This is a genomic window from Asticcacaulis sp. P4_H10 (assembly GCF_056400965.1).
The window spans coordinates 854,923-881,880 of the sequence record NZ_JBFUKH010000001.1 but is presented as its reverse complement, the minus strand read 5'-3'; the positions used below and the strand labels follow the sequence as shown (position 1 = coordinate 881,880).

At 61.0% G+C, this 26,958-nt stretch carries 24 protein-coding genes; 9 read left to right on the top strand and 15 right to left on the bottom strand.

Annotation, left to right across the window (positions count from 1 at the left end; translation table 11 throughout):
• Positions 1 to 50 precede the first annotated feature (50 nt).
• Positions 51 to 254 carry a cold-shock protein gene (locus AC1DON_RS03785; RefSeq protein ID WP_476933392.1) on the bottom strand — a complete coding sequence of 68 codons (204 nt, stop codon included), beginning with the start codon at positions 252 to 254 and terminating at the stop codon, positions 51 to 53.
• Positions 255 to 705: 451 nt separating this feature from the next.
• Between AC1DON_RS03785 and AC1DON_RS03780 the strand changes: the two genes are divergently transcribed.
• The 3 genes from AC1DON_RS03780 (at position 706) to AC1DON_RS03770 (ending at position 2,868) form a co-directional block, all read left to right on the top strand.
• Positions 706 to 1,794 (top strand): alpha/beta hydrolase fold domain-containing protein, encoded by a 1,089-nt coding sequence (locus tag AC1DON_RS03780; protein WP_476933391.1) that lies wholly within the window; start codon positions 706 to 708, stop codon positions 1,792 to 1,794.
• Positions 1,791 to 2,318: a DUF1285 domain-containing protein gene (locus AC1DON_RS03775; protein WP_476933390.1), complete on the top strand. Its 528-nt coding sequence runs from the start codon at positions 1,791 to 1,793 to the stop codon at positions 2,316 to 2,318. The genes AC1DON_RS03780 and AC1DON_RS03775 overlap by 4 nt, the downstream gene beginning before the upstream one ends.
• Before the next feature lie 94 nt (positions 2,319 to 2,412).
• Positions 2,413 to 2,868: an RcnB family protein gene (locus AC1DON_RS03770; protein ID WP_476933389.1), complete on the top strand. Its 456-nt coding sequence runs from the start codon at positions 2,413 to 2,415 to the stop codon at positions 2,866 to 2,868.
• A gap of 35 nt (positions 2,869 to 2,903) precedes the next feature.
• On the opposite strand, the gene AC1DON_RS03765 is transcribed toward AC1DON_RS03770, so the two are convergent.
• From AC1DON_RS03765 to AC1DON_RS03730, 8 genes are all read right to left on the bottom strand, one after another.
• Positions 2,904 to 4,523 carry an AbgT family transporter gene (locus AC1DON_RS03765; RefSeq protein ID WP_476933388.1) on the bottom strand — a complete coding sequence of 540 codons (1,620 nt, stop codon included), beginning with the start codon at positions 4,521 to 4,523 and terminating at the stop codon, positions 2,904 to 2,906.
• Positions 4,524 to 4,681: 158 nt separating this feature from the next.
• Positions 4,682 to 6,610, bottom strand: a complete 1,929-nt coding sequence (gene dxs / locus AC1DON_RS03760) for a 1-deoxy-D-xylulose-5-phosphate synthase (protein WP_476933387.1) — start codon at positions 6,608 to 6,610, stop codon at positions 4,682 to 4,684.
• Between the two features lie 54 nt (positions 6,611 to 6,664).
• Positions 6,665 to 7,576, bottom strand: a complete 912-nt coding sequence (locus AC1DON_RS03755) for a polyprenyl synthetase family protein (RefSeq protein ID WP_476933483.1) — start codon at positions 7,574 to 7,576, stop codon at positions 6,665 to 6,667.
• Positions 7,577 to 7,578: 2 nt separating this feature from the next.
• The gene (locus tag AC1DON_RS03750; RefSeq protein ID WP_192621222.1) at positions 7,579 to 7,815 is read right to left on the bottom strand and encodes an exodeoxyribonuclease VII small subunit; all 237 of its coding nucleotides are present in this window, start codon (positions 7,813 to 7,815) and stop codon (positions 7,579 to 7,581) included.
• Positions 7,816 to 8,451 carry a histidine phosphatase family protein gene (locus tag AC1DON_RS03745; RefSeq protein ID WP_476933386.1) on the bottom strand — a complete coding sequence of 212 codons (636 nt, stop codon included), beginning with the start codon at positions 8,449 to 8,451 and terminating at the stop codon, positions 7,816 to 7,818. It abuts the gene before it with no gap.
• Between the two features lie 141 nt (positions 8,452 to 8,592).
• Positions 8,593 to 9,834: a class I SAM-dependent methyltransferase gene (locus tag AC1DON_RS03740; RefSeq protein WP_476933385.1), complete on the bottom strand. Its 1,242-nt coding sequence runs from the start codon at positions 9,832 to 9,834 to the stop codon at positions 8,593 to 8,595.
• A 212-nt stretch (positions 9,835 to 10,046) separates the two neighbouring features.
• Positions 10,047 to 12,926, bottom strand: a complete 2,880-nt coding sequence (locus tag AC1DON_RS03735; protein WP_476933384.1) for a glycoside hydrolase family 31 protein — start codon at positions 12,924 to 12,926, stop codon at positions 10,047 to 10,049.
• 58 nt (positions 12,927 to 12,984) lie between these two features.
• The gene (locus tag AC1DON_RS03730; RefSeq protein ID WP_476933383.1) at positions 12,985 to 14,664 is read right to left on the bottom strand and encodes a DUF5597 domain-containing protein; all 1,680 of its coding nucleotides are present in this window, start codon (positions 14,662 to 14,664) and stop codon (positions 12,985 to 12,987) included.
• Positions 14,665 to 14,854: 190 nt separating this feature from the next.
• Here AC1DON_RS03730 and AC1DON_RS03725 point away from each other — a divergent pair, with 190 nt between their 5' ends.
• Positions 14,855 to 15,565, top strand: a complete 711-nt coding sequence (locus AC1DON_RS03725; RefSeq protein ID WP_476933382.1) for a FadR/GntR family transcriptional regulator — start codon at positions 14,855 to 14,857, stop codon at positions 15,563 to 15,565.
• 71 nt (positions 15,566 to 15,636) lie between these two features.
• On the opposite strand, the gene AC1DON_RS03720 is transcribed toward AC1DON_RS03725, so the two are convergent.
• Entirely contained in the window at positions 15,637 to 16,845 is a 1,209-nt protein-coding gene (locus AC1DON_RS03720) for a glycoside hydrolase family 27 protein (RefSeq protein WP_476933381.1), read from the bottom strand.
• 287 nt (positions 16,846 to 17,132) lie between these two features.
• Here AC1DON_RS03720 and AC1DON_RS03715 point away from each other — a divergent pair, with 287 nt between their 5' ends.
• Positions 17,133 to 18,011, top strand: coding sequence for a UTP--glucose-1-phosphate uridylyltransferase (locus AC1DON_RS03715; RefSeq protein ID WP_476933380.1), 879 nt, complete (start codon positions 17,133 to 17,135; stop codon positions 18,009 to 18,011).
• A 9-nt stretch (positions 18,012 to 18,020) separates the two neighbouring features.
• The gene (locus AC1DON_RS03710) at positions 18,021 to 19,523 is read left to right on the top strand and encodes a phosphomannomutase/phosphoglucomutase (RefSeq protein ID WP_476933379.1); all 1,503 of its coding nucleotides are present in this window, start codon (positions 18,021 to 18,023) and stop codon (positions 19,521 to 19,523) included.
• Positions 19,524 to 19,654: 131 nt separating this feature from the next.
• On the opposite strand, the gene AC1DON_RS03705 is transcribed toward AC1DON_RS03710, so the two are convergent.
• The 4 genes from AC1DON_RS03705 to AC1DON_RS03690 form a co-directional block, all read right to left on the bottom strand.
• Entirely contained in the window at positions 19,655 to 19,885 is a 231-nt protein-coding gene (locus tag AC1DON_RS03705) for a hypothetical protein (protein WP_476933378.1), read from the bottom strand.
• A 2-nt stretch (positions 19,886 to 19,887) separates the two neighbouring features.
• Positions 19,888 to 20,067: a hypothetical protein gene (locus tag AC1DON_RS03700; RefSeq protein WP_476933377.1), complete on the bottom strand. Its 180-nt coding sequence runs from the start codon at positions 20,065 to 20,067 to the stop codon at positions 19,888 to 19,890.
• Positions 20,068 to 20,147: 80 nt separating this feature from the next.
• Positions 20,148 to 20,918: a TrmH family RNA methyltransferase gene (locus tag AC1DON_RS03695; RefSeq protein ID WP_476933376.1), complete on the bottom strand. Its 771-nt coding sequence runs from the start codon at positions 20,916 to 20,918 to the stop codon at positions 20,148 to 20,150.
• The gene (locus tag AC1DON_RS03690; protein WP_476933375.1) at positions 20,902 to 21,975 is read right to left on the bottom strand and encodes a mechanosensitive ion channel family protein; all 1,074 of its coding nucleotides are present in this window, start codon (positions 21,973 to 21,975) and stop codon (positions 20,902 to 20,904) included. Before AC1DON_RS03690 ends, AC1DON_RS03695 begins: the two co-directional genes overlap by 17 nt.
• A gap of 260 nt (positions 21,976 to 22,235) precedes the next feature.
• Between AC1DON_RS03690 and AC1DON_RS03685 the strand changes: the two genes are divergently transcribed.
• The 3 genes from AC1DON_RS03685 to AC1DON_RS03675 all read left to right on the top strand — a co-directional run bounded on the left by AC1DON_RS03685 (position 22,236) and on the right by AC1DON_RS03675 (position 26,137).
• The gene (locus tag AC1DON_RS03685) at positions 22,236 to 23,636 is read left to right on the top strand and encodes a glutamine synthetase family protein (protein ID WP_476933482.1); all 1,401 of its coding nucleotides are present in this window, start codon (positions 22,236 to 22,238) and stop codon (positions 23,634 to 23,636) included.
• 54 nt (positions 23,637 to 23,690) lie between these two features.
• Positions 23,691 to 24,965 (top strand): NAD(P)/FAD-dependent oxidoreductase, encoded by a 1,275-nt coding sequence (locus AC1DON_RS03680; protein WP_476933374.1) that lies wholly within the window; start codon positions 23,691 to 23,693, stop codon positions 24,963 to 24,965.
• 152 nt (positions 24,966 to 25,117) lie between these two features.
• A complete protein-coding gene (locus AC1DON_RS03675) occupies positions 25,118 to 26,137 on the top strand; it encodes a methyl-accepting chemotaxis protein (RefSeq protein ID WP_476933373.1) in 1,020 nt (339 codons plus the stop codon).
• 53 nt (positions 26,138 to 26,190) lie between these two features.
• Here the strand turns inward: AC1DON_RS03675 and AC1DON_RS03670 are convergent, their stop codons facing one another.
• Positions 26,191 to 26,931: a site-2 protease family protein gene (locus AC1DON_RS03670; protein WP_476933372.1), complete on the bottom strand. Its 741-nt coding sequence runs from the start codon at positions 26,929 to 26,931 to the stop codon at positions 26,191 to 26,193.
• Positions 26,932 to 26,958: the final 27 nt, after the last annotated feature.

Below are 26,958 nucleotides of genomic sequence, written 5' to 3'. Positions count from 1 at the left end.
AAGCCGCCCGCGCATGGCGGACGGCTTTCAAAGCTTTACCTCAAAACGGCTTAAAGCGCCTTCAGATCGACCGCAGCCGTCTTGCCGCGCTCGTTTTGAAGTTCGTAAGAGACGCGCTGACCGTCGTTCAAACCTTGCAGTCCGGCGCGTTGAACGGCCGAAATGTGAACGAAAACGTCATTGCCGCCATCGGAGGGCTGGATAAAACCAAAGCCCTTGGTGCTGTTGAACCATTTGACCGTACCTTCGGCCATGTGCTGCTCTCCTCATGATCGAGCTGTTATCGAGTCGCGGAAGTGACCTGCCGCTTACAATCGTGGTCTCGGTAGCAGCAGTCGGAGCCTCTGAGGGGCGTTTCCGCCATCCCTTTGTCCCCTGAATCTCAGGCAGCCGGAGTAACGAATTGTGGCATCATTAAGCCAGTGCTTTTGAAAACGGTCAACGTATTCCCTGGGGGCACGCCTCCAATTACCGCAATTTTTCAGCGGAAATGGCGAAAATGTCCCACCTCGCCCACTCCAGTCGGAAATAATTGCGTGCAGTTAGGTGTTTGTCCGGCAGCGGAAGGTGCTAATCTGCCGTCAGAGCGATATGCCAAAAAGTGCGCAGCGGTTTTTAGCATATCGCGACAACACAAAAATCCGGAGCATGATTACGGTTCAACCTAACCGCATTATGTTCCCGACCAGACTTTACGAGCCTCCCATGCGTTCTTCCCTGCTGCGTCAGCGGCTGCTGAAAACGGTTCTGACCCTGCCGCCGGCCATGCTGCGCTTTCTGGCGGGCGGCGGTGTTGTCTACAAGGACGGCCGGACGCTCGACCCGCAGATCCAGTTTCTGTGGCGCGGCTATTTCGCCAAGGGCGATGCGATGCCCCTGACCCTGCACGGCAAGACGCTGGAACAGGCGCGGCAGGAATGGGCGGAAACCGCGGCGCTTCTGGGCCTGCCGTCGCAGGCCAGGGTCAAGGTTGAAGACGTCACCAGCGAGACTGTACGCGGCCTCTTGATCCGGCCGGCCGCTATTTCCGCCGATGCGCCCCTGCTTGTCTTCTTCCCCCAAGGCGGCGGCGTCCTGGGTGGGCCAGGACTGTCGCGTGCCTTTTGTGCGGCGCTGGCGTTTGAGGCCCGCTGTCCGATCTTCATTCCGGAACTGCGCATGGCGCCGGTACATCGTTTCCCGGCTGCCTTTGACGACGCCCGCGATGCCCTGACCTGGGCCCAGGCCAATGCCCGGCGGCTGGGTGCGCGCGATGGCGCAGTCGCGATCGGCGGCATCCTCACCGGCGCTAACCTGGCAGCACGCCTGTGCATCGATCTGAAACGCGAATTCAAGCCCCTGCCTGTGGCGCAACTGCTGATCACCCCGCTGGTCGATCTCAGCGATCCACGCCTGAAGGACAATGACGCAGCCGGCAGTTGGCCCTTTGCCGGCGACGACATCCAGACCCTGATCGGCCACTATGCCGGCGCAGGCACCGACCTGACCGACCCGCGTATCTCGCCCGCGCTGGAAAACCTGCTGGTCGGCCAGCCGCGCACCATGGCGGTCTCGGCCGGGCTGGATCCTCTTGCGACGCAGACCGAAGCCTTCGTCAAGCGCCTGATTACCGCGCGTACGTCTGTGGTTTATCGCCGCTACGATACCCTGCCGCTCGGTTTCGACCTGCTGACGGGCGTCGTCGATGAAGCCTATGTCGCCGTTCAGGATATTGCCCGCCTGTGGGTCGAACTTCTGCGTTCAGGCCAGCCGGAGACCGCCGAGCCCGAAGCGATGCGCCAGTGTTCGGCGTGACCGGTCTGCTAGACTTCTACCGCGACCACGGTGAGCACCCCGCGAGCGACCTGCCCGTCGATCAGTGGGACCCGCCCTTTTGTGGCGACATCGATATGCGGATCAAAGCCAACGGCGTCTGGCTCTACAACGGTACGCCAATTGAACGCCCGGCCATGGTCCGGCTGTTCGCCCGCATCCTGCGCCGCGAAGACGACCGCTATTTTCTCATCACGCCCGTCGAGAAAGTCGGGCTCGTGGTCGATGATGTCCCCTTCCTGGCCGTCGCCATGACCGAAGAGGATGACGCCCTGGTATTCCACACCCAAGTCGGCGATGTGGTCACTGCGGATGCCGACCATCCTTTGCGTTTCGAGACCGATGCGGATGGGGCCGTCCGTCCCTATATCAGGGTTCGAAATGGCCTCGACGCGCGTCTAACGCCGGCTTCGGCACGCGATCTGCTGGCACTGGCCAAGCCGCGCGACGGCTGGTTCGGCGTTACCTCGAAAGGTACATTTTTCGCCATTGCGCCAATACCTTAACAGATAACTAACCCGTTCAGGCTGGGTTCAGGTTCGATTGTGTATTCTCTGAAACATGGGCCTGTTCAGTAATCTCGTTTCTAAAGGTGTCGCCATGAAAAAGATTTTTAGCGCCGCTGCCCTTGGCCTGGTTGTCGCCATCAGTTCGCTGAGCGCCCCGGCTTCGGCCCTGGCCTTTGACCGCTACGACCGTCATGATCGCTATGACCGTCATGACCGCTATGACCGCAATGATCGCCACGACCGTGGAGATCGCTGGGACCGACGCGATCGTCATGACCGCTATGACCGCCGTGATCGTTACGACCGCTACGACCATCGCAGCTATGACCGTGGATATCACAGAGGCTGGCGTGACCGGTCGGACTGGCGCCGGGGCGGTTATGTCTCATACGGCGATTGGGATCGCGGTTACGCCGTCGATTACCGCCGCCACCGCCACCTCTATGCCCCGCCGCGTGGCTATGAATGGCGCCGCGTCGATAACAACTACGTCCTCGCTGCGGTTGCGACCGGCCTGATCGCCGGCCTGATTATCGGTAACTACTAGACCATCAAAGCGCCTTCCTTCGGGAGGGCGCTTTTTTATCGCGCCATAGGCGGCGTGTAATGAACGTGCGCATCCGGCCCCAACGGCAGGTCAAGCCATACCCACGCCGCCGTCATCGCAATACCCGTTACCATGAAGCACAGCGCATAGGGCAACATCAGGGCCAGCAGCGAGCCAACGCCCATCGTCCGGTCCCAGCGCCTGACGAAACTGAGGATCAGCGGGAAGTAGGACATGAGCGGCGTCATGATGTTGGTATAGCTGTCGCCCATGCGATAGGCCGCCGTCGTCATCTCCGGCGAAATTCCAACCAGCATAAACATCGGCACGACGACCGGCGCCAGGGCGCTCCATTTGGCCGAAGCCGAACCGATAAACAGATCGAGCACCGACGAGAACAGCAGGACGCTGACCAGCAGCAGCGGTGCGGGCAGGTTCAAGCCCTTCAGCACCTCAGCACCATGGATGGCCGTAATCGGCCCCAGCCGCGACCAGTTGAACATGGCGACGAAGTGGGCCGCGAAAAACACGAAGACGAGATACGGCGCCAGCGATCGGATACCATCGCCCATCATGCGCACGACGTCATTGTCGGACTTGATCGTGCCCGCTCCGACGCCGAAGGTAATACCGCAACCGGCGAACAACAGAAAGAAGCCCGCAACAAGCGAAGCGTAGAAGGGCTGCATCCGCGCCGGTCCGGTCCTGGTCTCGTCGATCAGCGGCGTATAGCCCGGCCACAGGGCCAGGGCGGCAAAACCGAGGATGATCACCAGCGCCCACAGTCCGGCGTAACCGATGCCCTTGTGTTCGGCGGCGGTCACCTCGGACTTGGCGAGATCGGCCGTCAGGTCGCTGTCGGCGAGTTTCAGGTCATGGCCGCCCCACTTGCCCAGGCGCGGCTCGATGATCCGTTCGGTAACGAACCACGCCACAGGCGTGAACAGGCAGACGATCGCCAGGATATAAAACCAGTTGCCGGCCGGGTTCATCATCCAGCCGGGCTCTATGATCCGCGCCGCTTCCTGGGTGAAGCCGAACAACAGAATATCTGTCTGGCCCGGCGTTATATTGCCGGCGTACCCTCCGGATACGGCCGAAAAGGCCGCCGCGACGCCGACGAGCGGATGCCGACCTACTGAGGCGTAGATGATCGCCGCCAACGGGATGAAGACGACATAGGCGGCGTCCGAGGCGTGGTGCGACACCATGCCGATCAGGATGACGCATGGCGTCATCAGCGCGCGAGGGGCGTTGCGCAGCCAGGAGCGAATAACCGCGCTGAACAGGCCCGAGCGTTCGGCAATCGCTGCGCCATAGATGATGACGGTCACTACGCCCAAAGGCGCAAAGCCCGTCAGGGTCTTGGGCATCTCGGTTAACAGCCGGGCGATGTTTTCCTGGGTGAACAGGCTTTCGGCCGTGTAGGTCAGGACGCCGTTTTCCAGCTTACCCCAATGGGGCGCCTCTTCGCCCGTATAGGGAATGGCGGCCGACCATCCAAGGGACGCCGCCACGGTCGACAGGATCATCAGGGCCAGAATCAGCCAGACGAAAATCATCACCGGATCGGGCAGCAGATTGCCCGCGCGCTCGATCAGCCCCAGAAAACCCTTCTGACGCTGTACCGCATCCCCTGTCACAGGTGTGTTCACTCTGGCCTCTCAGAATAAAAGGCGAGAGTTACCCCAGACGCACGGACTGTAAAGCGCTTAGAGCATGCTTCGAAAAAGTGGAAACCGGTTTTTCGTGAAAGCATGCGACCACTAAGGAATCTAGAACGTGCTGCGTTTCCTTTAAAACGCAGCTCGTTCTAGCGCTTGAGTGCCTTGATTGTTTCCACTTCGAGGCCCAAAGCCTGCAAGGCGGTCAAGGTAATACCGGCGGCATCCAGCCCCGCGTCGGCGTACATAGTCGCCATGCTGTCCTGGTCCTGGAAGGTGTCGGGCAGGGTCAGGGTGCGGATCTTCAGACCGGCATCGAGCGCGCCTTCGCGGGCCAGCAGGTGCAGGACGAACGCGCCGAAGCCGCCCTCGGCGCCCTCTTCAACCGTGATCAGGCATTCGTGTTCACGTGCCAGGCGCAACACCAGGTCGCGATCGACCGGCTTGGCGAAGCGCGCATCAGCGACCGTCGTCGACAGGCCGCGCGCCGCCAGCTGGTCGGCGGCCTTCAAGGCATCACCCAGGCGCGTGCCCAGCGACAGGATGGCAACCTTTGAGCCTTCGCGGACGATACGGCCCTTGCCGATCTGCAGCGGCTGCGCCATCGCCGGAATGTCCCCGCCGACGCCTTCGCCGCGCGGATAACGGAAGGCTGAGGGGCCGGCATCATAATCGCGCGCCGTGGCGATCATCGCCGCCAGCTCGGCCTCGTCGGCCGCCGCCATGATCATCATGTTCGGCAAGGTGCCGAGATAGCCGATATCGAAGGTGCCGGCATGGGTGGCGCCATCGGCCCCGACCAGGCCCGCCCGGTCGATGGCGAAGCGCACCGGCAGGTTCTGCAGCGCGACGTCGTGCGCCACCTGATCGTAGCCGCGTTGCAGGAAGGTCGAATAGAGGGCGCAGAACGGCTTCATGCCGTCGGCGGCCAGCCCTGCCGCAAACGTGACAGCGTGCTGTTCGGCGATGCCGACATCATAGGTGCGGTCCGGGAAGACCTCAGCAAAACGATCGAGCCCCGTACCGGACGGCATGGCGGCGGTGATCGCCACGACCTTCGGGTCGATGCGCGCCTGCTTGATCAGTTCGGAGGCGAAAACCTCGGTATAGCTAGGCGCGTTCGACTTCGGCTTGGACTGTTCGCCGGTAATGACGTCGAACTTGGCGACGCCATGATACTTGTCGGACGCACTTTCGGCGTGGACATAGCCCTTGCCCTTTTGTGTCACGACGTGGACCAGGACCGGCCGGTCGTTGATGCCGCGCACGCGCTTCAGGACCGCCAGCACGTGCTCCATATTGTGGCCGTCGATCGGCCCGACATAGTAGAAACCCAGTTCTTCGAAAAAGGTCCCGCCGGTGACATAGGTCCGCGAAAACTCCTCGCCCTTGCGCACCATTTCGTACAGCGGGCGCGGCAGGTGCTCGGCCATCTGGCGGCCAAAGCGGCGGATCGACTGGTAGGTGCCGCCCGAGACCAGGTTGGCCAGGTAAGCGCTCATGCCACCGACCGGCGGCGCAATCGACATGTCGTTGTCGTTGAGGATGACGGTCAGGTTCTTGGTCGTTTCGGCGGCATTGTTCATCGCCTCATAGGCCATGCCGGCCGACATCGAACCGTCGCCGATCACCGCCACCACCTTGTTCGTCCCGCCCTTCAGGTCGCGGGCGGCGCAGAAACCGAGCGCCGCCGAGATCGAGGTTGCGGCATGGGCGGCGCCAAACGGATCATAGGCGCTTTCCGACCGCTTGGTGAACCCCGACAGCCCGCCGCCCTGGCGCAGGGTGCGGATACGGTCGCGACGGCCGGTCAGGATCTTGTGCGGATAGGTCTGGTGGCCGACATCCCAGATCAGAATGTCTTTAGGCGTATCGAAGACGTGGTGCAGGGCGACCGTCAACTCGACAACGCCCAGCGCCGAGCCCAGGTGGCCGCCGATCTTGGATACGACGTCAATGGTCTCCGCGCGCACTTCCTCGGCCAGCGCTTTCAGCTCTGTGCCATTCAACTCATGGATTTTTGCTGGATTGAACCCTTCGCTGCCGTGCAACGTATCGAGGATCGGGGTTTCAGGCATACTGTGCGCAAACCGGTTTCTGGCGGAACCAAATAAAGATGAAAAATAGGTGGTTCAGTTGCGCCGATTGAGTACGAAGTCAACACTGTCGCGCAAGTATCGCGCTTTTCCGCCGAAAATATCAAGCCTGGATTTGGCCTGTTCACTGAGCATTTTGACGCGGGCCTTGGCCTCATCCAGCCCCAGTAGCGTAACGAAATTGGTCTTGCCCTTCTCGGCGTCCTTGCCACCCGAAGCCTTGCCCATCTCCTCCGGATCGCCTTCGACATCCAGCACGTCGTCGGCAATCTGGTAGGCCAGCCCCAAGTCCTGGGCGAAGTGCATCAGGGCCATGCCGTCGCGCTCGGGCGCATCGGCGATCACAAGCGGGATTTCAAAAGCATAGACGATCAGGGCGCCGGTCTTCAGGCGTTGCATGCGCGCCACGCCACCCAGGTCGTCGTGGACGCCGATCAGGTCGATCATCTGGCCACCGGCCATGCCTAAAGCCCCTGAGGCCTGGGCCAGCAGGCGCACCAGTTCACAGCGTATCGCAGGATCCTCGTGCGTGTCTTCACTGGCCAGGATCTCAAAAGCGACGCTTTGCAGGGCATCGCCGGCCAGAACCGCCGTCGCCTCGTCATAGGCACGGTGGACGGTCAGTTGCCCGCGGCGGATATCGTCGTCGTCCATGCACGGCAGGTCGTCATGAACCAGGCTATAGGCGTGAATGCATTCGAGCGCGCAGGCGGCACGCAGCACCGAATTCTCGTCGGCGTCAAACAGCCGCGCCGTCTCCAGCGCGAAAAATGGCCGGATGCGTTTGCCAGGCCCCAAGGCCGCGTAGCGCATTGCCTCGGTCAGGCGGCTTTCCGCCCCCTCACCGCGCGGCAGAAGCTGATCGAGCGCCAGAGTTACCAGGTCCGCCGTTTCGGCCAGACGCTGCTGCAGGGGGGGCATATCAGAATTGGCAGCGACCGGTGTGATCATTACTCGAAGCTCGCCGGCGCCGTACCTTCAACTGCGCCTGTCTTCGACAGGGAGATTTTTTCGACCTGCAGACGCGCGGCTTCGAGGCGCATTTCGCACAGGGCCTTCAGCTCGGCGCCACGCTTGTAGAGGTCCAGCGACTTCTCCAGCGGAGCCTGGCCCGATTCGAGCTCGGACACGATCTTCTCGAGTTCCTTCAGGGCTTCTTCGAAGGACAGCCCATTCACTTCACTCATCTATCGCTCCTTCAACTCGTAGCGGCGGCACCCCCAATATTGAAACCCCTGCTCAACCGTCTTTATATAGCCCATTTTCTTCAGTTCAAGGCTGATCATCAGGTTGAAATAGCCGTGCGCCAGGACCAGGACGTCACCGCCTTCGCGCGCCTTTTCGGCCAGAAAATTGGCGGCCTTTTGAGCCCGCTCCACGGCCTGGCGGCGGCTCTCCAACGCGCCGTGATTGTCCGTGTACCACCACCACAGGCGCGACACCGTTCCCCAGCCCCACGATTTCGGCGACAGCTTGATCCAGGTCGGCAGACGTGGCGGCGGCAGCGGCGCCTCGACCAGCATGTCCAGCTGCTCGAATGGCCGCTTGCCGCAGACCGCCTGGGCGGTTTCAATCGAGCGCCGGATGGTCGAGGAAAAGATGTAGCGGGCATCGCGCGCGTAGATTTCGAGGCAATGCGGCGGGGTCTGGCCGGCCAGCAACCCGGCTTCTTCGTACTTGGCCCACCAGTCTTCGTAACCGCGCCAGTCGAGCAGCAGGCGGCGCGACAGATCCGGCTCGCCATGACGGACAAGAGTGATGGCGCCCGGTGGCGCTGTGACGACCGGCCTTGCGCCCGTCGTGACGCCCTCGCCCTCATCCACTCGTGTTATATCCTGCACCGCGCCCCCAAATCGCCAAGCCCAGGCGAGACAGGCTCACCGAGATTCGGAGTTGGTTGTTAATCGAGCGACCGTCGTAACGTCAGTGCCTTGGCGAGACAAGTGTTTTATGGCGAAACCGGCTCAGTCCGCCCGCTGCAACTGCAGGTGGACGACACTGGTCCGCGCCGTCCGGAAACCGGCTTCGCAATAGGCCAGGTAAAAGAGCCACAGTTTGCGGAACGCGTCATCGAAGCCATGGATACGGCCTTCGTGCCAGGCCTTGTCAAACCGTATCCCCCACTGTTTCAGGGTTTCCGCGTAGTCCTTGCCGAAGGCGAAGTCGGACATCAGCTTTAATCCAGCCGCACGCGAGTGTTCGGCCAGCTTGGAGAGCGAAGGTAGCATGCCACCCGGGAAGATATACTTCTGGATGAAGTCGGCGCGCGAACGGTAATCCTCGAACATGTCGTCGGCGATGGTGATGATCTGCAGGCCAGCCTTGCCGCCAGGTTTCAGCACGTCACGGACCTTGTCGAAATAGGCGCCCCAGTAGGTTTCACCCACGGCTTCGAACATTTCGATCGACACGACGGCGTCGTATTCGCCTTCGATATCGCGATAGTCCATCAAACGGATATCGACCTTGTCGCTCAAGCCCAGACGGGCCATGCGCTCTACCGCATAGTCGAGTTGCGCCTGGCTGATGGTCACGCCGGTAACGCGCGCTCCGATGGTTTCCGCAGCGTACTGGGCAAAACCGCCCCAGCCACAACCGATTTCGAGGACGTGCTGGCCGGGCTGGAGGTCGACAAGCTTGGCGAGGCGGGCATATTTTGCGGTCTGGGCGGCGGTCAGGTCGTCCTTGGGCCGGCCATCGAACAGGGCCGCCGAATAGGTCATGCTGCGGTCCAGCCACTTGTCATAGAAGCCGTTGCCAAGGTCGTAATGGGCGAAGATATTACGCTTCGACCCGGACTTTGTGTTCTTGCGCAAGGCGTGGACAATCCGGTTGATCGTCCGGGTAACGATATTGCCGGTAAATAGCTGGCCCAGTTTCTGCGAGTTGAGCGTCAGCACCTCCAGAAGCGTCGCCAGGTCCGGCGTATCCCACTCATTGTCCCGGTACCCATCGCAAAAGCCGATATCGCCCGACGCCAGGACGCGCTTGATGAAGTTGAAGTCCTTGACCAGCAAGACTGCGGCCGGCCCGGGCCGCTGGCCGTGCAGGAACAGGTGCTTGCCGTTGGGAAAGACCACATCGAGGCTGCCGGTCTCCCAGGCCTTTTGCAGCATGGTCACGCCCTTGCGCGCCATCAGCGGCACATCGTTAAGGGCGGCCTTGGGGAAGCTATCGGAAAGCGACGCAGCAGAAGCAGACGACATGCGGGAACAGCCTTTCGTGTAAGTGTTTCAACACCTTGTACGACGCGCTGCCGGGGCCGGATTGGTCACCAGCTTGGTTAAATATGAGGGACAAAAATCAGAAAACAATATGGCTCAACCGGCCGACGCTTCTCAACGTCGAACCGGTTGCGCACAGGCTTGGTTTTAAAATCGTCAGGTGCGGAAAATACCGCAATGACGTCAGACAAGTATCAGGGCTTGGCCACCGTGATGGCGCTGCCCGAATAGGCCACTTCCTTGCTGTATTCGTCGAACTTCGTCGTCGCCGTGCCCGGCGTGACGAAGCGGACGCGGAAGGTGCGATTGGCGACCATGCCGTTGAAGCTGCCCGAACGCTCACCAATGCTGAGCGTACCGGTCTTGTCGTCATAGCGCATCGGAATGCGGCTGGCCTCGCCCTTCACATAGCCGTTGGAGACGCCGTCATCCTCATAGAGGCTGTAGTCGCCGTTGGCGCCGGTATAGACGGTGAGCGTCAGCGGTGCGTCGGGCTTTTCGTTGACGTACTGGAGTACCGGGCCCATCGGCACGATGGCGCCCGCCTTGACGAACAGCGGGATCTGCGACAGCGGCGCGTCGGCTGTGATGCTGGTCCCGCCCTTATGCTTCTGACCGGTGTAGAAGTCGTACCAGTCGGCGCCCTTGGGCAGATAGACGCCGCGCGAGCGGGCATTGAACGCCGTCACCGGGGCGACCAGGATCGATTTGCCGAACATGTACTGGTCGTTGATGTCCTTGACCTTGTCGTCGCTGCCAAAGTCCATGACCAGGCCGCGCATGATCGTGCCCGACTGGTAGTAGATATCGGACGCCGCCGTGTAGGTGTAGGGCATCAGGCGGTAGCGCAGTTCCAGGAACCACACCATGTTGGCGCGCATGTCGGAGTTCGGCGGCGAAATCTCATGGATTTCACGCTTGACGCCTTCGCCATGGCTGCGCATCAGCGGCGAGAAGGCGCCGAACTGGAACCAGCGCTGGTTCAACTCACGCCATTCGCGCAGGTCCTCGGCCGTCCCTGTGGCGCCGCCGCCGCGGTTTTCCTGAAGGCCACCCACGTCCGAACCCTGGAAGCGCGTTTCCTGGGCATAGCCGCCGATGTCGTGCGTCCAGTTGGGAATGCCCGACATGCCGGTCTGGATACCCGCTGAAATCTGGTCGTGCAGATTGACCCAGGTGCCGACGGTGTCGCCCGACCAGACGGCCGCGGCATTACGTTGTACGCCGGCAAAGCCCGACCGCGTCAGGATGAACTGGCGCGTGTTCGGCTGGTCCTTCTCAAGGCCTTCGTACATCGCCTTGGTGTTCATCAGCGCGTAGGCGTTGTGGACGACCGCGCCAGGGCCCATCTGGGTCGGCGTGATCAACTTGGCGAACTCTTCGGGGCTGGTGTTCGAACGGACGTCCGGCTCGGTATTGTCCATCCACCAGGCGTCGATGCCGAGGCCGATCAGCTTGTCTTTCAACTGGCGGTAATAGATGTCACGCGCTTCCTGGTTATAGGGCGAATAGTGTGAGTTCAGGTAACCCGGACCAACCCAGTCGCGAGCGCCCTCCTCGACATTCTTCGTCCACATATAGCCCTTGCGCTCGAACTCCTTATAGTTGTCGGTGTTGGCGTAGAACTTGCCCCAGATCGAGAACATGACGCGGGCATTGTTCTTGTGGACCTCATCGACCATGCCCTGCGCATTCGGGAAGCGCTTCTTATCAAAGTCGTGGCTGCCCCACTGGTCTTCCGGCCAGTAGAACCAGTCCTGGACAATATTGTCGATCGGCCACTTGTTCTGGCGATAAGTCTTAAGCACACCAAGAAGTTGGTCCTGGGTCTCGTAGCGCTGGCGCGACTGCCAGAAGCCGTAGGCCCACTTCGGCATCATCGGCGCCTGGCCGGTCAGGTGGCGGTAGCCGCCAATCACCCCGTCCATGCTGTCCGAGGAGATGAAGTAGTAGTTCAGGCCCGTGCCGACTTCGGAGGTAAAGCGCAGCGAGTGCTTGTCGGCATCGGCTTCCGGATTTGAATGATGCATGGAGATCATGCCGCCGGCCGGTTCCCACTCGATGTAGAGCTTAACCGGTTTGCCCGCATCAAACTTTTGTTCGAGGTTGTGGTACCAGGGGTTCCAGTTCTGGCGCCAGATGCGGTTATAGATGGTCTTGCCGTCGAGCTTGAGCGTCGCATAGTCCGACGAATACATGCGCATCTTATGGACGCCTGCGGCATTCGACGTCAGGCTGCCTTCCCAGACGACCTTGACCTTCTTGCCCGTCGTCGCTGCCTTGCTCAGCGCCGGATCGGTCGGCCAGTACTTGTCGATATCGCTCAGGAACTGATAGCGGATGTCGGGCTCAACGCGGGTCAATATCAATTGGCCATCGACATAGTACTTCGCCGTCAGGCCGGCGGAGCCATCCTCGGCCTTGAGCGACAGGTCGCGGCTGAGCAGGCCGAAACGAACCGGATTGCCCCAGCGCGTCGGCGAATTGTTATCCCACAGCACGCCGTAGTTCTTGTCAGAGACAACGAACGGCACACCAATGTCCATATTGTGCTGGCGCAGTTCGACGTCTTCGCCGTTCAGGTCCATCTGGGCATTCTGGTGCTGGCCCAGGCCGTAGAAGCTGTCTTTCGTACCGCGATTGAACTGGGCGGAGGTGGCGACATACGACTTGCCTTCGACCGTGACCGGCGTAATCGCGGCCGCGGCCGGAGTCATCACCGCCTGGTCCTTGTCATTATAGAAGGTGACCAGGCCGTCCTTGAGAGAGACGCGCGCCGACGCCTTGCCGGCATCGATCAGGACGCTGTCCTTGCCATCCTTGACGGTAAAGCTGCCGCCCGGTTTGGCGACAGTCATCAGCGACTCGATCTGCTGGCGCGCGGGATCATCGACCGCCAGGACATGGATGATCGAATCCGTCATGACCTCCAGCCGCACCTCCTTGGCGCTACCGGTGTCCGGCTTGACCACGATGCCCGTGGCTGTCTTTTCGTACGTTCCGGCCATGGCCGCGCCTGCCGACAGGCAAAGCGCGAGCGCCGATACCGAAACCCATTTGATCGCAGATGTCATTATAGTCTCCCTGAAAGACCGTATTGTGTTGCCTTGAAAACCCCGTCCCGAGAAGGGGCTATTTCTTTTCGTAGGTGCCGAGCCGAACCTTCAGCAGGCGCGGCTGATCCTTGAAGTTCAGACCGTAGTCGGTCTGGTCGCCATTCCACACACGCTGCATCACCCATTGGCCAGTCGCATCGTAATGACCTTCCTCGACGCGGTCCAGCAGCATGCCCTTGTCCTTGTTGGCCGGACCTGAACCGAAGCTGATGCGGGCATTGTGGCCGGCGACCAGGAATTCGTTGTCCGACAGCCTGGCGACGGCAACGCCACCGGACGGCACGTCTGAGCCCTCCGGGAAGCCGTTCTTGTTCTGCGGGTCCCATTCGGGCATGCCGAATTGCCACTGGCGATAGGTCACCTTGGCGTTCCACCTGGAACCAAGGTCAAGCGTCTGCGCCGAATGATCATCGGGCTCGGACACGCCCCAGACCTGGCCTTCGAAGCTCAGCCTGGCCCAGACGCGGCTCATGCCGCCGAACAGCTTGTACAGTGGCGCGAAAGGTTCGATGATCTTGCGGTCGGTCGCGATCGAGCCCAGCGGGTAGTTGGAGTAGCCGGTATAGTCGAAGCCGAACGGATCGAAACCGATCCCCTGCTGGCCCAGGACAGAGAAGATGAAGCGGGCATAGGTCGGCGTGTTGCCGCTTTCCGCGACATAGAGCGCATTGTCCGGGCGCTTGTACCACTTCAGCGTCGCCTCATACGACTTTGAGCCCGGCGAATAGAGGTCGGGCGCCAGGAAGTCGATCTGTGGCGCGGCCACCTTGTAGATATCGATGACATTATAGGTCGGCCCGCCCGAGGCGTAAGACCCCGCCGCCTGCTCCGGATTGAGGGGGTCCTTGAGCGCGGCGTTCACATAGGCCGGCAGGGCATAGGCCGCCTTGCCGGCCGCAGCGACGTCGTTGCAGAAGGTCGCCATGTACCAGGCGTGGAAGTATTCGTCGGCGTGCTTGCCGAAGACCTCGGACCAGGTGCCCGACTTTTTCAACGCGCGATCGCCCATCTGCTTGATCAGCGCAGGCGGCACGGCTTGTGCGAACAGCTTGTTGGCGACCGGCGAATAGTCGCGCTCGGTGCCGTAGACGCCAACCTCGTTTTCGACCTGCGTGATGATGACGGTACGATCCGCGCTGTCGATCGCCTTGATGTGGTTCATCAGCGCCGTGTACGCCCTCTTATCGGCGTCCAGCGTCGACTTATAGTGCGGCGACAGCGCGTAGGACAGCGAGCCGTCCTTGTTGGTCAGGCGTGGAAAGCGCTTGTTGTCGAGCTTGACCCAGGGCGGCGTATAGCTGGGACCGGTATTCTTCCAGGTGCCGAACCACAACAGGCCCAGCCGGACATTATTGGCGCGGGCTTCCTTGATCAGGGTATCGACGTACGAAAAATCGAACCTGCCTTCGGCGGGCTCGACCTGTTCCCACGCCACCGGAATGACCAGGGTATTGGCATTGACGTCCCGAATCGCCGGCCAGACCTTGTCGAGCATGCCGGGATAGTTGCTGGAATTGTTGGCCTGCCCGCCCAGAATCAGGAAGGGCGCGCCATCGACCATAAGGGTGTGCTTGCCGTTTTTCTGCACGAACTGCGGTATCGGCTTATCGGCGGCCCATGCAAAGGCGGGCGTCATTGACAGCGCTGTCGCCGCCAAGCCGAACGCAATCATCCGACACGATTTACCAATAGCCATGCTATCCCCTGTGCGCTTCGTTCCGCGTTTATCTGTGACGCGTTTCTTTATCAGTAAAATTGTACTATAATCTGATAGCGCTATCAGGCAAGCCTGAAATCACGTTTGTGTTTTTTAAGCGCTTGTCGTCTATAAGTTCATTACACAGTCCCAGGCGACTCGGTCGGCAGATACAGATAAAGGTATTCAAATGCGTTCGGAACTTGGCGTCAGCCTCGCCTATGGCTTGTTGGCGTCACTCGGTCAGTCCATCGTCAGAGGCGAATTCGAAACCACCGGTTTTCCGACCGAAGCCGAGCTATGCGTCCGCTTCGGTGCCAGCCGCACCGTCATGCGTGAGGCGGTCAAGATGTTGTCCGCCAAGGGTTTGCTGTCGTCTCGGCAGCGCCAGGGCACGCGCGTCGAGCCGGTCGAAAACTGGAACCTGCTCGATCCCGACGTGTTGCGCTGGCTGATGGAGCGACCGTTCTCGAACAAGATCTTCCTCGAATTCACCCAGATGCGCCTGGCGATAGAACCGACGGCGGCAGCGCTCGCTGCCGAGGTCCAGGACAAGGCGGCGATCGCGGCGATTCGCGAAGGGCTGGAAGCGATGATCACCACGGCGGGCGACCAGGACGCGGCGCTGCAGGCCGATATCGACTTCCACGTGTCTATTCTCAAGGCCTCGGGTAATCCGTTCTTCATGCGGTTGAAACCGCTGATCAACAACGCCCTGCGCCTGTCGATCCAGTTGACCAACAAGATTTCCGGCCATACGGCCAGCATCGCTTCTCACGAGGCCATCCTGATAGCCATCGAAAAGGGCGATGCGGTCGAGGCAGAAAAAGCGTCCGAATCAATCCTGCACGAATCGCTCAACCTGATCGAAGCCGCCGAAGCGGCCACGGCGGCGGCTTGAGTAAGTAAGAAGCCCCGCCCACCGCCTACGGCGGTGGGCGGGGCTAAACCAAGGTTCAGCCCCCTCCTCAGCTAGACCTTCGGCGTCAGGCGGATCATCACCGCGCCATGCGACGGCACGGTGGCGGTGAACTTACCCTTCACGCCCTTCTTGACCTCCTTGGTCCACAGGTCCTTGACGTCAGCCTTGAGCCCCGCCGGCAATTGCAGCGCGTCCCAGTGCACCGACATTTCCTTTGCAGCGCCCGAGCGGTTGAACAGCACGACAGCCCGGTCACCGCCCTTCAGCGGCCGCGCCCAGACCTCAAAGTCGCCGTCATCGACGATCCGGCGCCCCTGCACACCCAGGACGTCCTGATCGACGGCGATGACGTCCTTATTGGTGAGGATGTCGTGCGTCTCCTCAGTCATCGTCGCCAGGTCGTTGCCGGCGATCAGCGGCGCGGCCAGGATGGCCCACAGCGAAAAGTGCGCCTTGTACTCCGTCGCCGTCATGCCGCCATTGCCGACTTCCAGCATGTCCGGATCGTTCCACTGGTTCGGCCCGGAATCCTTCCAGAGATCGGCCTGCATGTCGAGAATGGCCAACAGCGAGTGGCTGTAGCCCTTGCTCTCGCCCCAGGAGTCACGGATGTCGCCAGTCGTGCGCCACATGTGCCCGGCCTTGGCGGCCCATTCCCGCGGCTTGTTGTCACCCCACTCGCAGATCGACAGGACGATATCGCGTCCCGACGCCCGCAAAGCCTTGGCCATCAGCGTATAGGCGGCTTCGGCATTGCGCGTGCCGGTGTAGCACCAGTCGTATTTCAGGTAGTCCACGCCCCACGACGCATAGGTGCGCGCGTCCTGGAACTCGTAACCGGCGCTGCCTGGACGGCCGCCGCAGGTCTTGACGCCCGCATCGGAATAGAGCCCAAACTTCAGGCCCTTGGAATGGACATAGTCGACCAGCGACTTGATGCCCGACGGGAATTTTTCGGGATCGGCCTGGATGGTGCCGTCGGCGGCGCGGTCCTTCTGCCAGCAATCGTCGATGACGATGTACTGATAGCCGGCGTCCTTCATGCCCGTCGAGGCCATCGCATCCGCCACAGCGCGCACCTTGGCTTCGTCGATATTGCAGGCAAACTTGTTCCACGAATTCCAGCCCATGGGCGGGGTCGGCGCCAGGTTGGGCTTGGGCGCGGTCAGGTCCAGCGATTCGTGCGCCGAAACGGTCACAGGCGCTAGGCAGGCGCCGGCAAGAAGCGCACCCAGTGCGACGGATCGAATGAAGCTCATCGGTTTTTCTCCCTTGAGACGCCTTGAGGCGCGCCGTTGGCGGTAAATAAATATTACAAATTTATTTATTGCAAGTGGCAAGCGATAGCAAAATCTCGTTCGATGTCCGATGACTGGGGAAAAAGGACACCGAATTTGCCGTTTGGTAACGGTTGATCTCTATCAGCTCCTTATTGAATCTTTATTTGCTGTTTGCAGTGCAGCATTCTATCGTGCATTCGGGCCGCGCATAAGGTCCCGTCAAGTCAGTAGCCGTCACAAAACTTTTGCTTTTTTAAGAGGTTGTCTTGTCCAATAAGCGCGTCCGCAAAGCTGTTGTCCCCGTCGCCGGATTGGGAACCCGTGTCCTTCCTGGCACCAAGGTCGTGCCGAAGGAACTTCTCGTCGTCGTTGACCGGCCCATCCTGTCCTATGTCGTTGCCGAGGCCCGCGCAGCAGGCATCGAGCACTTCGTTTTTGTAACAGGCCGCGCCAAGGGCTCGATCGAAGACTATTTCGACCATCAGCTCGAACTGGAATCGCAACTCAGGGCCAAGAACAAGACGGCCATTCTCGACGAACTGCTGGCGGAACTGCCAAAGGCTGGCGAGATGAGTTTTGTCCGCCAGATGCAGCCGAACGGTCTGGGTCACGCCGTCTGGTGCGCCCGTGACATCATAGGCGACGAGCCCTTTGCCGTCATCCTGCCAGACATGGTCATGGACGCCGAGGTTTCGGCGCTTAAACAGGCGATCAACGCCTATGACGAAGTCGGCGGCAATATCATCGTCGTCGAGCCCGTTCCCCACGACCAGACGCATCAGTACGGCGTCGTCGCGCTCGAAAAACAAGACGGGCGCCTGAACAAGATGACCGGCATGGTCGAAAAGCCCGCCAAGGGCACGGCGCCATCGAACCTGATCGTATCCGGCCGCTATATCCTGCAGCCGGAAATCTTCGAGCTGCTGGCCAACCAGGAACGCGGCGCCGGCAATGAAATCCAGTTGACGGATTCGATGTTCCGTCTCATGGAAACCCAGAGCTTCCACGCCCTCGAATATGACGGCGTCACTTATGACTGCGGCGACAAGATCGGCCTACTGCGCGCCAATGTCGCCTTGGCGCTGAAACACCCCCAACTGGGCGCGGCTGCGCGTGAAGCCCTGCTGCCCTTCTTCCAAGCCTAAGGAAATCCGATGTCCCTGCTGCCCAAGGTCGGCGTCAAGCCGAACTCCTACGACTACGAAACCAACGCCGTCGTCGCCCCCACCGGTTTCCGCGAATACGACGCGCGCTGGCTCTTCGGCGATGACCTGAACTATCTCGGCGTCCAGGCGCTGGGCTTAGGCCTCGGCACCTACATCCACGAAATCGGCGTCAAGCCGCGCGTCGTTGTCGGTCACGACTTCCGGTCCTACTCGATCAACATCAAAAACGCCCTGATGCTGGGCCTGCAACAGGCCGGCTGCGAAGTGCTCGACATCGGCCTGGCCCTGTCGCCGATCGCCTATTTCGGCCAGTTCGACCTCGACGCGCCGTGCGTGGCCATGGTCACCGCCTCTCACAACGAAAATGGCTGGACCGGCGTCAAGATGGGCACGCATGCGCCCCTGACCTTCGGCCCTGAGGAAATCGGCCGCCTGAAGGAAATCGTCCTGGGCGGCCAGGGCGTCGAGCGTCCCGGCGGCTCGGTCAAGATGATCGACGGCGTCGCCGATCGCTACATGAAGGACATCTCGTCCAAGGTGAACATCAAGCGTCCGCTGAAAGTCGTCTGCGCCTGCGGCAATGGCACGGCCGGCGCCTTCGCCCCGCAGACCCTGCGCGACATGGGCGTCGAAGTCATAGAGATGGACTGCGACCTCGACAACACCTTCCCGAAGTACAATCCGAACCCGGAAGATCACCACATGCTGTCCGAGATGGCCAAGGTGGTCAAGGAAACCGGCGCCGACCTGGCGCTCGGCTTCGACGGCGACGGCGACCGCTGCGGTGTCGTGGACGATACCGGCCAGGAAATCTTCGCCGACAAGATCGGCCTGATGCTGGCCCGCGACCTGTCGGAACAGTACAAGGACGCGACGTTCGTGGTGGATGTGAAGTCGACCGGCCTCTACGCCACCGACGAAATCCTGAAAAAGAACGGCGCCACCACCGTCTACTGGAAAACCGGCCATTCCTACATCAAGCGCAAGACCGCTGAACTGAAGGCACTGGCCGGCTTTGAAAAGTCGGGCCACTTCTTCTTCAATTCCCCACTTGGCCGCGGCTATGACGACGGCCTGGTTGCCGCGTCGTGGATTCTGGCCATGCTGGACCGCAACCCGGACAAGAAGCTGTCGGAACTGAAGGACGCCCTGCCCGTCGCCTACACCTCGCTGACCATGTCGCCTCATTGCGGTGACCTGGTGAAGTACGAAGTGCTCGAGCGCATCGTGAAGGAATATGTCGATCTCGGCGCTGCCGGCGGCGAAATCCTCGGCCGCAAGATCAAGGAAGTCATTACCGTCAACGGCGCCCGCGTGCACCTGGAAGACGGTTCTTGGGTTCTGGTCCGCGCCTCGTCGAACAAGCCGGAACTGGTCGTCGTGGTTGAAAGCCTGAACTCGGAAGACGACATGCGCGACCTGTTCCGCAAGGAAGTGAAGCCGCGCCTGGCCAAGTACAGCGAGATCGGTTCGTATAACCAGGAAATCTAGGCCGCATGGCAAAGATAAGCGAAAGGCCGGAGGAAACTCCGGCCTTTTCTGCGTTTAAGCTTTGCCGCGATATGTAACCGAAAACCGCGTTACACTTTTGGCTACGCCGAACTTCGTTTCGGCATATCGCTTTAATGTTTGGCGTTCTCGAGCGTCGTATGACGGCCCTTGCCGCCCTTGAGGTCGGCATCGTGGGTGTGGTGCGAATCCGCTTCACCGCCCCCGCCTGATACCTTGGAGTGCATGCGCCGCCCGGTATCCGGCGACGGCTTCTTGATTTCCAGCGGCGCCTTGGCGTTCTCATGCGAAGCGCCCGGACCACCCTGCCGGATCGAGGCCGGCGTCTTGGTTGAGGTCGACATGATTAGCGGTCCTGCTGATGGCCCTGGTGGGTCGTGTTGATCCTGGTATTGGCCTGCTGGCCGCGTTGGTCGGGATTGACCGCGCCCTGGGCGTGGTTGCGCTCCGCCGTATGATCCCTTACCGTCTCGCCAGGACCGGCGTGGCTCAGATTATCGTGCGGAACCGGGGGAAGCTTGCTCACGGTGTTTCTCCTCTTTTCAGATTTGAACCCCTCCGCGCACAGAATGCGTTGAAAGCCAGTAAGAGGACAATTCAGAACGGTCAGCGGCACATATGATAAAGGACAATACCGCTGGTGGTCGCAACATTGAGGCTGTCGAAGCCACCGTGCATGTCGATGCGCACGGTCGTGCAGGCGTCCATCAGTTCACGCGTCAGGCCTGGCCCTTCGGCGCCGAACAGAAAGGCCGAGCGCGCCTGCGGCAGCACTTCGTCAAGCCGTACCCGACCCGCAGGGCTGAGGCCGTAAGGCGCGAGGTCATGCGCTTTCAAAGCCGCCGCCAGGTCATCGACGCGATAGTGCGGCACCTGAAAGACACCGCCAACGCTGACGCGAATGGCCTTGCGGTAAAGCGGGTCGCAGCACTGCGCATCGATCAGGACGGCATCGACGCCAAAAGCCGCTGCATTGCGCAGTAATCCGCCCATATTGTCCGTATTGGCGATCGCGGACAGAACCAATATCCGCACGCGCGGTTTCGCCAGCACAGTTCCCAGTTCGGGCGGTCTGTAGCGTCCCAAGGCGAGATACCCGCGATGGATGGGAAAGCCGGTGATCTCATCCATCAAACCCTGCGCGACAACATAGACCGGCGCATCACCGACAGTAGACACATCGAGGTTGCGCAACCGCTCAGGCGTCGTCAGCACACTGACGGTCTCGCACATGGGCGAAGAAAACAGCCGCTCCAGCACGACCTGGCCCTCGGCCATGAACAGGCCTTCACGCCCGGTCAGATCACGATCCTTGACGTCGCGGTACAGCTCAAGGCGCGGATCGTCCGTATGCGTTATCTCAATGAACGGCGTCACCCAGCACGCCCCCGGCCATGTCGGCGCGCGTCCGTGGCAGGCACTGCGGATACTCTGAATGGATAAAGGCGATCATCTGCTCGCGCACCAGGCAGCGCAGGTCCCAGGCGGTCGGCGAGTCGCCCGCGCTGACCAATATCCGGATTTTCATGACCGCCTTGTCGCATTCCGTCACCTGCACCACTTGCGTCTTGCCGTCCCACAACGTCGTCCCCGCCAGTATCGCCTTGAGCTTGGTGCGCAACGGCGCGACTGGCAGGGTATAGTCGGCATAGAGCTCGACAGTGCCGATAATATCCGCCGAGGTCCGCGTCCAGTTCTGGAACGGCTTTTCGATAAAATAGCTGATCGGCAGGACCAGACGCCGCATGTCCCATAGCCTGAGCACGACATAGGTCAGGGTGATTTCCTCGACCCAGCCCCATTCGTTTTCGACGACGATGGCGTCCTCAAGTCGGATCGGTTGGGTCAGCGCGATTTGAATGCCCGCCAGCAGATTGCCAAGCGTCTTCTGCGCCGCGAAGCCGATGACAACACCGGCAATCCCCGCCGACGCCAGCAGGCTGACCCCAAGCGTGCGCAACTGTTCGAACATCAAAAAGACCGCTGCCAACGCAAGCACGAAGACGAGAAACAGCAGGATGCGCCGGATGACCGAGATGCGCGTATGGATCTGGCGGGCGCGCAGATTGTCGCGCACTGTAATGTCATAGCGCCGAGTGATCGCCGTGCTGGTGATGTCGATAATGCGGATGACCAGCCAGTAGATCAGGGCCACGCTCGACACCTTGATCAGGCCGATAAAGGCCGGATCATCCAGACTGTCGGGCATGAAGAACCGCAGGGTCACAAAGACGGTCAGCACCGGCAAGGCGGTGAACAATGGCGGACGCAGGCGCTTGACGTTGAAGTAGGCGGCGATCTGCGGCGTCTGCTTCAACACCCAGCGCGCCAGCCCCATGACAATCCGCGCCAGGACCAGACCGACCACCAAACCGGTAACGATCAGGCCAACGAGTAAAACTTCCGCGGACACGCCTGGAATGGACAGGGGCATGGGACCTCATGGGTTTGTAAAGCCCTGCCCGCTCCTAAAATGCCCGCCCGGGCCAACCGGTGCAAGGCGTAAGGCTTGTCTTTAGTCGGAATATGCAATATTGTGATCACAATCTGTCAAGATGCCCTGCCGGTGCCTGGTCTCCCAGGCTGGCCGTCGACTCAAAGGAGCAATACAAATGCTCCGGCCGGTGTCATGATCCGTCACATCACAGCGAAAAGACGATTCTCATGCCCAGTGACCACTCCGCCAAGAACCAGATGAAGTCCAAGAAGCGCAAGAAGCAGACCTTCTCCAAGCGCGGCGTGGACAGCGTAGAAGACGCCAAGGAATGGCTGGCCAGCCAGAACATCGAGGAGATCGAATGCCTGATCCCCGACCTCGCCGGGGTGGCGCGCGGCAAGATCATGCCGGCCAAGAAATTCCTGACCTCGCCTTACATGAACTTGCCCCTGGCGGTCTTTTACCAGACCATCGCCGGCGACTATCCTGACCTTGAAGGCGTCGTCGGAACGGTTCAGTCCGATACCGACGTCTTCCTGAGACCTGATTTCCGCACCCTGGCCGCCGTACCGTGGGCACATGATCCGACCGCCCAGGTTATCCACGACGCCTACCATCCCGACGGCCGTCCGGTCGAGGAAAGCCCGCGTCAGGTCCTGCGCCGCGTCCTCGGCTTCTATGAGGCCAAGGGCTGGAAGCCGATCATCGCGCCCGAACTCGAATTCTACCTGGTCGAAAAGAATGTCGATCCGGACTATCCTCTGAAGCCGCCGATCGGCCGATCGGGCCGTCCGGAAACCGGCCGCCAGGGCTATTCGATCTCGGCTGTCAATGAGTTCGACGCCTTGTTCGAGGACATGTACGAATATTCGGAAAGCCAGGGCCTGGAGATCGACACCCTGATCCACGAATCCGGCGTCGCCCAGATGGAAATCAACCTGCGTCACGGTGATCCACTGGAACTGGCCGACCAGGTTTTGATGTTCAAGCGCACCATCAAGGAAACGGCGCTGGAGCACGACATCTACGCCACCTTCATGGCCAAGCCGATGGCGCAGGAGCCAGGTTCGGCCATGCACATCCACCAGTCGATCATCGACGCCAAGACCGGCCGAAACCTGTTTTCGCACCCCGAGACCGGCGCCCCGACCGAGCTGTTCTTCGCCTTCATTGCCGGCCAGCAGAAGTATATGCCGGCCATCACCTCGCTGCTGGCGCCCTATGTCAACTCGTACCGACGCCTTGCCAAGGGCTCGGGCGCGCCGGTCAATACCCAGTGGGGCTACGACAACCGCACGGCGGGCCTGCGCGTGCCGCCATCCGACGCCGAAAACCGCCGCCTGGAAAACCGTCTCCCATCGTCGGACGCCAACCCGTACCTGGCCATCGCCGCCGTTCTGGCGTCGGGCTATCTCGGCATGATCGACAAGCTGAAGCCCGCCGATCCGGTTGATATCGACGCCGCTACCCTGCCGCAGGGCGACCTGCCTTACTCGCTGGTCCAGGCCATCATCAAGCTCGAGCGCGCCCAGCCGATTATCGACATGCTGGGGCCGCAATTCGTTACCGCCTACAGCCGCGTGAAGCTTTATGAATACGAGACCTTCATGCAGACGATCAGCCCGTGGGAACGCGAATTCCTGTTGCTCAACGTCTAGCCAGTCACGGGGGAAACGGCGTTTCCCCCGTGTGCCCCCTTCCCAGGCAAATTCATGCTGAATACCGGACACCCTGAAGGTTCGTGGTATCGCGCCTCCATTGAAGCGCCGCCGCGTTATGCGGTGCTCGAAGGGGATTTGCGCGTCGATGTCGCTATCCTCGGCGGCGGGTACACCGGTCTGGGAGCGGCTCTGGAACTGGCGCAAAAAGGCGTTCGTGTTGCGGTGCTGGAAGCCGCCGAGATCGGGTCGGGCGCCTCCGGGCGCAATGGCGGGCAGATGCATATGGGCCAGCGCCTCGATCCCGAAACGCTTGAGCAGATGTTCGGCGAAGACGTTGCGCGTCAGTTCTGGGACATGGCGATGGATGCGCGCCAGAGCCTCGATGCGCTCATGGCCGAACACGGCATTGACTGCGATGTCCGCAACGGCTTGCTTCACGCCTGGCACAAGCCGCGTTTTGAGGCCGATGACCGCGCCTATGCTGACTTTGTCCAAAGCCGTTATGGCTATGACAAGCTGGCCTTGCGGAACCGTAATGAAGTCAACGCGGAGCTCGGCACTGAAGTCTATCACGGCGGCCTGTTTGACGGCGGTGGCGGGCATCTGCATCCGCTGAAACTGGCGATCGGCATGGCGAAAGCCGCTGCCAACAAAGGCGCCCATCTGTTCGAACACAGCCAGGTCCTGCGCCTCGAAGACGGCCCGACACCGGTCCTGCATACAGCGCGCGGCCGCGTCACCTGCGACACCGTCCTTCTCTGCGGCAATGGCTATATGGAAGGCCTGAGTGAACGCGTCGACAGCCACGTCATGCCGATCAACAACTTCATCCTCACGACCGCGCCGCTGAGGGACAACGCCATCCTGCCCGGCAATTTCGCTGCCGCCGACTCGCGGTTTGTCGTCAATTACTGGCGCAAGACGCCCGACAACCGCCTGCTGTTCGGGGGCGGCGAAAACTACACGCCTTGGTTCCCCAAGGACATTGCCGGCTTCGTCCGCCGCAACATGCTGAAAGTCTACCCGCAACTTGCCGAAGTGGAAATCACCCACGCCTGGGGCGGCACCCTGGCCATTACCATGAGCCGCGCGCCGTTCGTCCGCCAATTGTCGCCGTCCACCTTCGTCAGCGCCGGTTACAGCGGCCAGGGCGTCGTCCTCGCGCCCTATTTCGGCCGCCTGCTGGCGCGCGCAGTCACTGGCGACGCCCGTGATGTCGATCTTCTGAGCCGCCTGCCGACGCCCGCCTTCTTTGGCGGACGCGCGTTACGCTGGCCCGCCCTGGTTGCAGGTCTCAGCTATTACGCCCTGCGAGACAGGCTTTAAAAACAACGCATTGCGACAAAACGTTAGTACCAAAGCGCAATCTCACATGCCTGAAACAAAGTGAAACATCACGTCGGCACGATATGGCCATTCAGGAATCGTTAAGCCTATCAGCGCATGTCTAACGACACATCGTATACATGAGGGGCGACATGCAGACGGTCAGCGTCAAGGATATTGCCGAGCATACAGCGAAGGCGAAGGCGGTCACGACTGGCCGCCTGCGCGACATAACGGGTGTCACCAACACCCTGCGCATTCTTGCGCTCAATGCGCTGATCGAGGCCAAGCGCGCCGGAGACATGGGCGCCGGCTTTGCCATCGTCGCCGACGAAGTGCGTCAGATTTCCGGCCGCGTTGAGGAAATCTCCAAACGCATGGCCGACGAGCTAAGCATCGAAATTGGTGCCCTGGAAACCCTGACCGAAAGCATGGCGGCCCAGAATCAAGGCGCGCGTCTGGTTGACCTGGCGCTCAATGCCATCGAGCTGATCGACCGCAACCTGTATGAGCGGACTTGCGATGTGCGCTGGTGGGCGACCGATGCCGCCATGGTGTCCGCCGCATCCGACAGCGCCGCCTGTGCGACCGCCTCACAACGCCTGGGCGTCATCCTCGACGCCTACACCGTCTATCTTGATCTCTGGCTGTGCGACCTGAACGGCAATGTCATCGCCAATGGCCGCCCGGGTCGCTACGCCGTCGAAGGCGCCAATGTCTCGGATCAGGCGTGGTTCCAGCGCGCCCGCGCATTGACCAGTGGCGACGATTTCGCTGTCGCCGACATCAGTACCGAACGCCATCTGAGCAGCGCCCAGGTCGCGACCTACGCCACCGCCGTGCGCGAAAATGGCATGGCGGATGGCAAACCCATCGGCGTGCTGGGCGTCCATTTCGACTGGCAGCCGCAAGCCGCCGCGATCACGCAGGGTATCCGCCTGACCGAGGCCGAGCGCGACACGACGCGTGCCCTGCTGGTCGATTCATCGGGCCGGGTGATCGCATCGTCGGACGGCAAGGGCATCCTGCACGACCGCATAACGCTACGCACCGGCGGCCAGGCCTTCGGCACCTACAAGGACGGCGGCAATCTGATCGCCTTCCACCGCACGCCGGGCTACGAGACCTATGCCGGGCTGGGTTGGTATGGCGTGATCATTCAAAAGATATGATTTGGGTCGCAATGTTTTAGCCCAAAAACGCTGCACACTTTTGGGCACATTGCTTATCGCCAGAACTGGAAGCGATCCATCGCATCGCCGATCTGGTTGTAGTCCAAATCCATGCCGAACAGTTCCGCCCCGCCCATGACGAGCGGCATGATGATGTGGTAACCGAAGAAGAAGACGCCCAGCAGCGCCGCGATAATCACCAGTCCCCCGATCTTGGGCGGTACAGTCTTGGTCAGGGCTTCAGGCATGTAGGGCCGCAACGCCGCAAAGCCGTCCAGTCCGGGGATCGGCAGGATATTCAGCACAAAGGCCATCATCAGGAAAAAGGTCAGCAGCATCAGGCCGTCATAGAGCAGCGGCGTGCCGCTGACGGCCTGCGCCACCCAGTAGCAAACCAATGCGCTGATCAGACTCATGGCCGGACCTGCAAGCGCGACCAATGACTGTTGCCATTTCCGCTGGATCAGGTCCGTGCGGATCATCACCGCCCCGCCGGGCAGGGCAATGCCGCCCAGCACCAGGGCGATGACGGGCAGGATAAGGCTGCCGACGCCGCTGAAATAATGGACTGGATTGAGCGTCAGATAACCGCGCTCGACAATGGTCGTGTCACCGAAGGCAGACGCCGTGGCGGCATGGCCGTATTCGTGAAAGCACAGGCTGATCACCCAGCCGAGCAGAACAAACGCGAAGGTAGCGAGTGGCGCAATTTGCGGCGCCGCGACAAGCGCTGCCCCGGCAAGCCCGAAGGCGGCGAAAAGCCCGATAAAGGCCCAGCTGATTTCTGTTTTCATATGACCAGATATGGCCGGGCTTTACGA

What these genes read in the sequence shown, in the direction of transcription:
- AC1DON_RS03785 (WP_476933392.1), bottom strand. Translation starts at nt 254, where the DNA reads ATGGCCGAAGGTACGGTCAAATGGTTCAACAGCACCAAGGGCTTTGGT.
- AC1DON_RS03780 (WP_476933391.1), top strand. Translation starts at nt 706, where the DNA reads ATGCGTTCTTCCCTGCTGCGTCAGCGGCTGCTGAAAACGGTTCTGACC.
- AC1DON_RS03770 (WP_476933389.1), top strand. Translation starts at nt 2,413, where the DNA reads ATGAAAAAGATTTTTAGCGCCGCTGCCCTTGGCCTGGTTGTCGCCATC.
- dxs (WP_476933387.1), bottom strand. Translation starts at nt 6,610, where the DNA reads ATGCCTGAAACCCCGATCCTCGATACGTTGCACGGCAGCGAAGGGTTC.
- AC1DON_RS03750 (WP_192621222.1), bottom strand. Translation starts at nt 7,815, where the DNA reads ATGAGTGAAGTGAATGGGCTGTCCTTCGAAGAAGCCCTGAAGGAACTC.
- AC1DON_RS03740 (WP_476933385.1), bottom strand. Translation starts at nt 9,834, where the DNA reads ATGTCGTCTGCTTCTGCTGCGTCGCTTTCCGATAGCTTCCCCAAGGCC.
- AC1DON_RS03735 (WP_476933384.1), bottom strand. Translation starts at nt 12,926, where the DNA reads ATGACATCTGCGATCAAATGGGTTTCGGTATCGGCGCTCGCGCTTTGC.
- AC1DON_RS03730 (WP_476933383.1), bottom strand. Translation starts at nt 14,664, where the DNA reads ATGGCTATTGGTAAATCGTGTCGGATGATTGCGTTCGGCTTGGCGGCG.
- AC1DON_RS03725 (WP_476933382.1), top strand. Translation starts at nt 14,855, where the DNA reads ATGCGTTCGGAACTTGGCGTCAGCCTCGCCTATGGCTTGTTGGCGTCA.
- AC1DON_RS03720 (WP_476933381.1), bottom strand. Translation starts at nt 16,845, where the DNA reads ATGAGCTTCATTCGATCCGTCGCACTGGGTGCGCTTCTTGCCGGCGCC.
- AC1DON_RS03710 (WP_476933379.1), top strand. Translation starts at nt 18,021, where the DNA reads ATGTCCCTGCTGCCCAAGGTCGGCGTCAAGCCGAACTCCTACGACTAC.
- AC1DON_RS03705 (WP_476933378.1), bottom strand. Translation starts at nt 19,885, where the DNA reads ATGTCGACCTCAACCAAGACGCCGGCCTCGATCCGGCAGGGTGGTCCG.
- AC1DON_RS03690 (WP_476933375.1), bottom strand. Translation starts at nt 21,975, where the DNA reads ATGCCCCTGTCCATTCCAGGCGTGTCCGCGGAAGTTTTACTCGTTGGC.
- AC1DON_RS03685 (WP_476933482.1), top strand. Translation starts at nt 22,236, where the DNA reads ATGAAGTCCAAGAAGCGCAAGAAGCAGACCTTCTCCAAGCGCGGCGTG.
- AC1DON_RS03680 (WP_476933374.1), top strand. Translation starts at nt 23,691, where the DNA reads ATGCTGAATACCGGACACCCTGAAGGTTCGTGGTATCGCGCCTCCATT.
- AC1DON_RS03675 (WP_476933373.1), top strand. Translation starts at nt 25,118, where the DNA reads ATGCAGACGGTCAGCGTCAAGGATATTGCCGAGCATACAGCGAAGGCG.
- AC1DON_RS03670 (WP_476933372.1), bottom strand. Translation starts at nt 26,931, where the DNA reads ATGAAAACAGAAATCAGCTGGGCCTTTATCGGGCTTTTCGCCGCCTTC.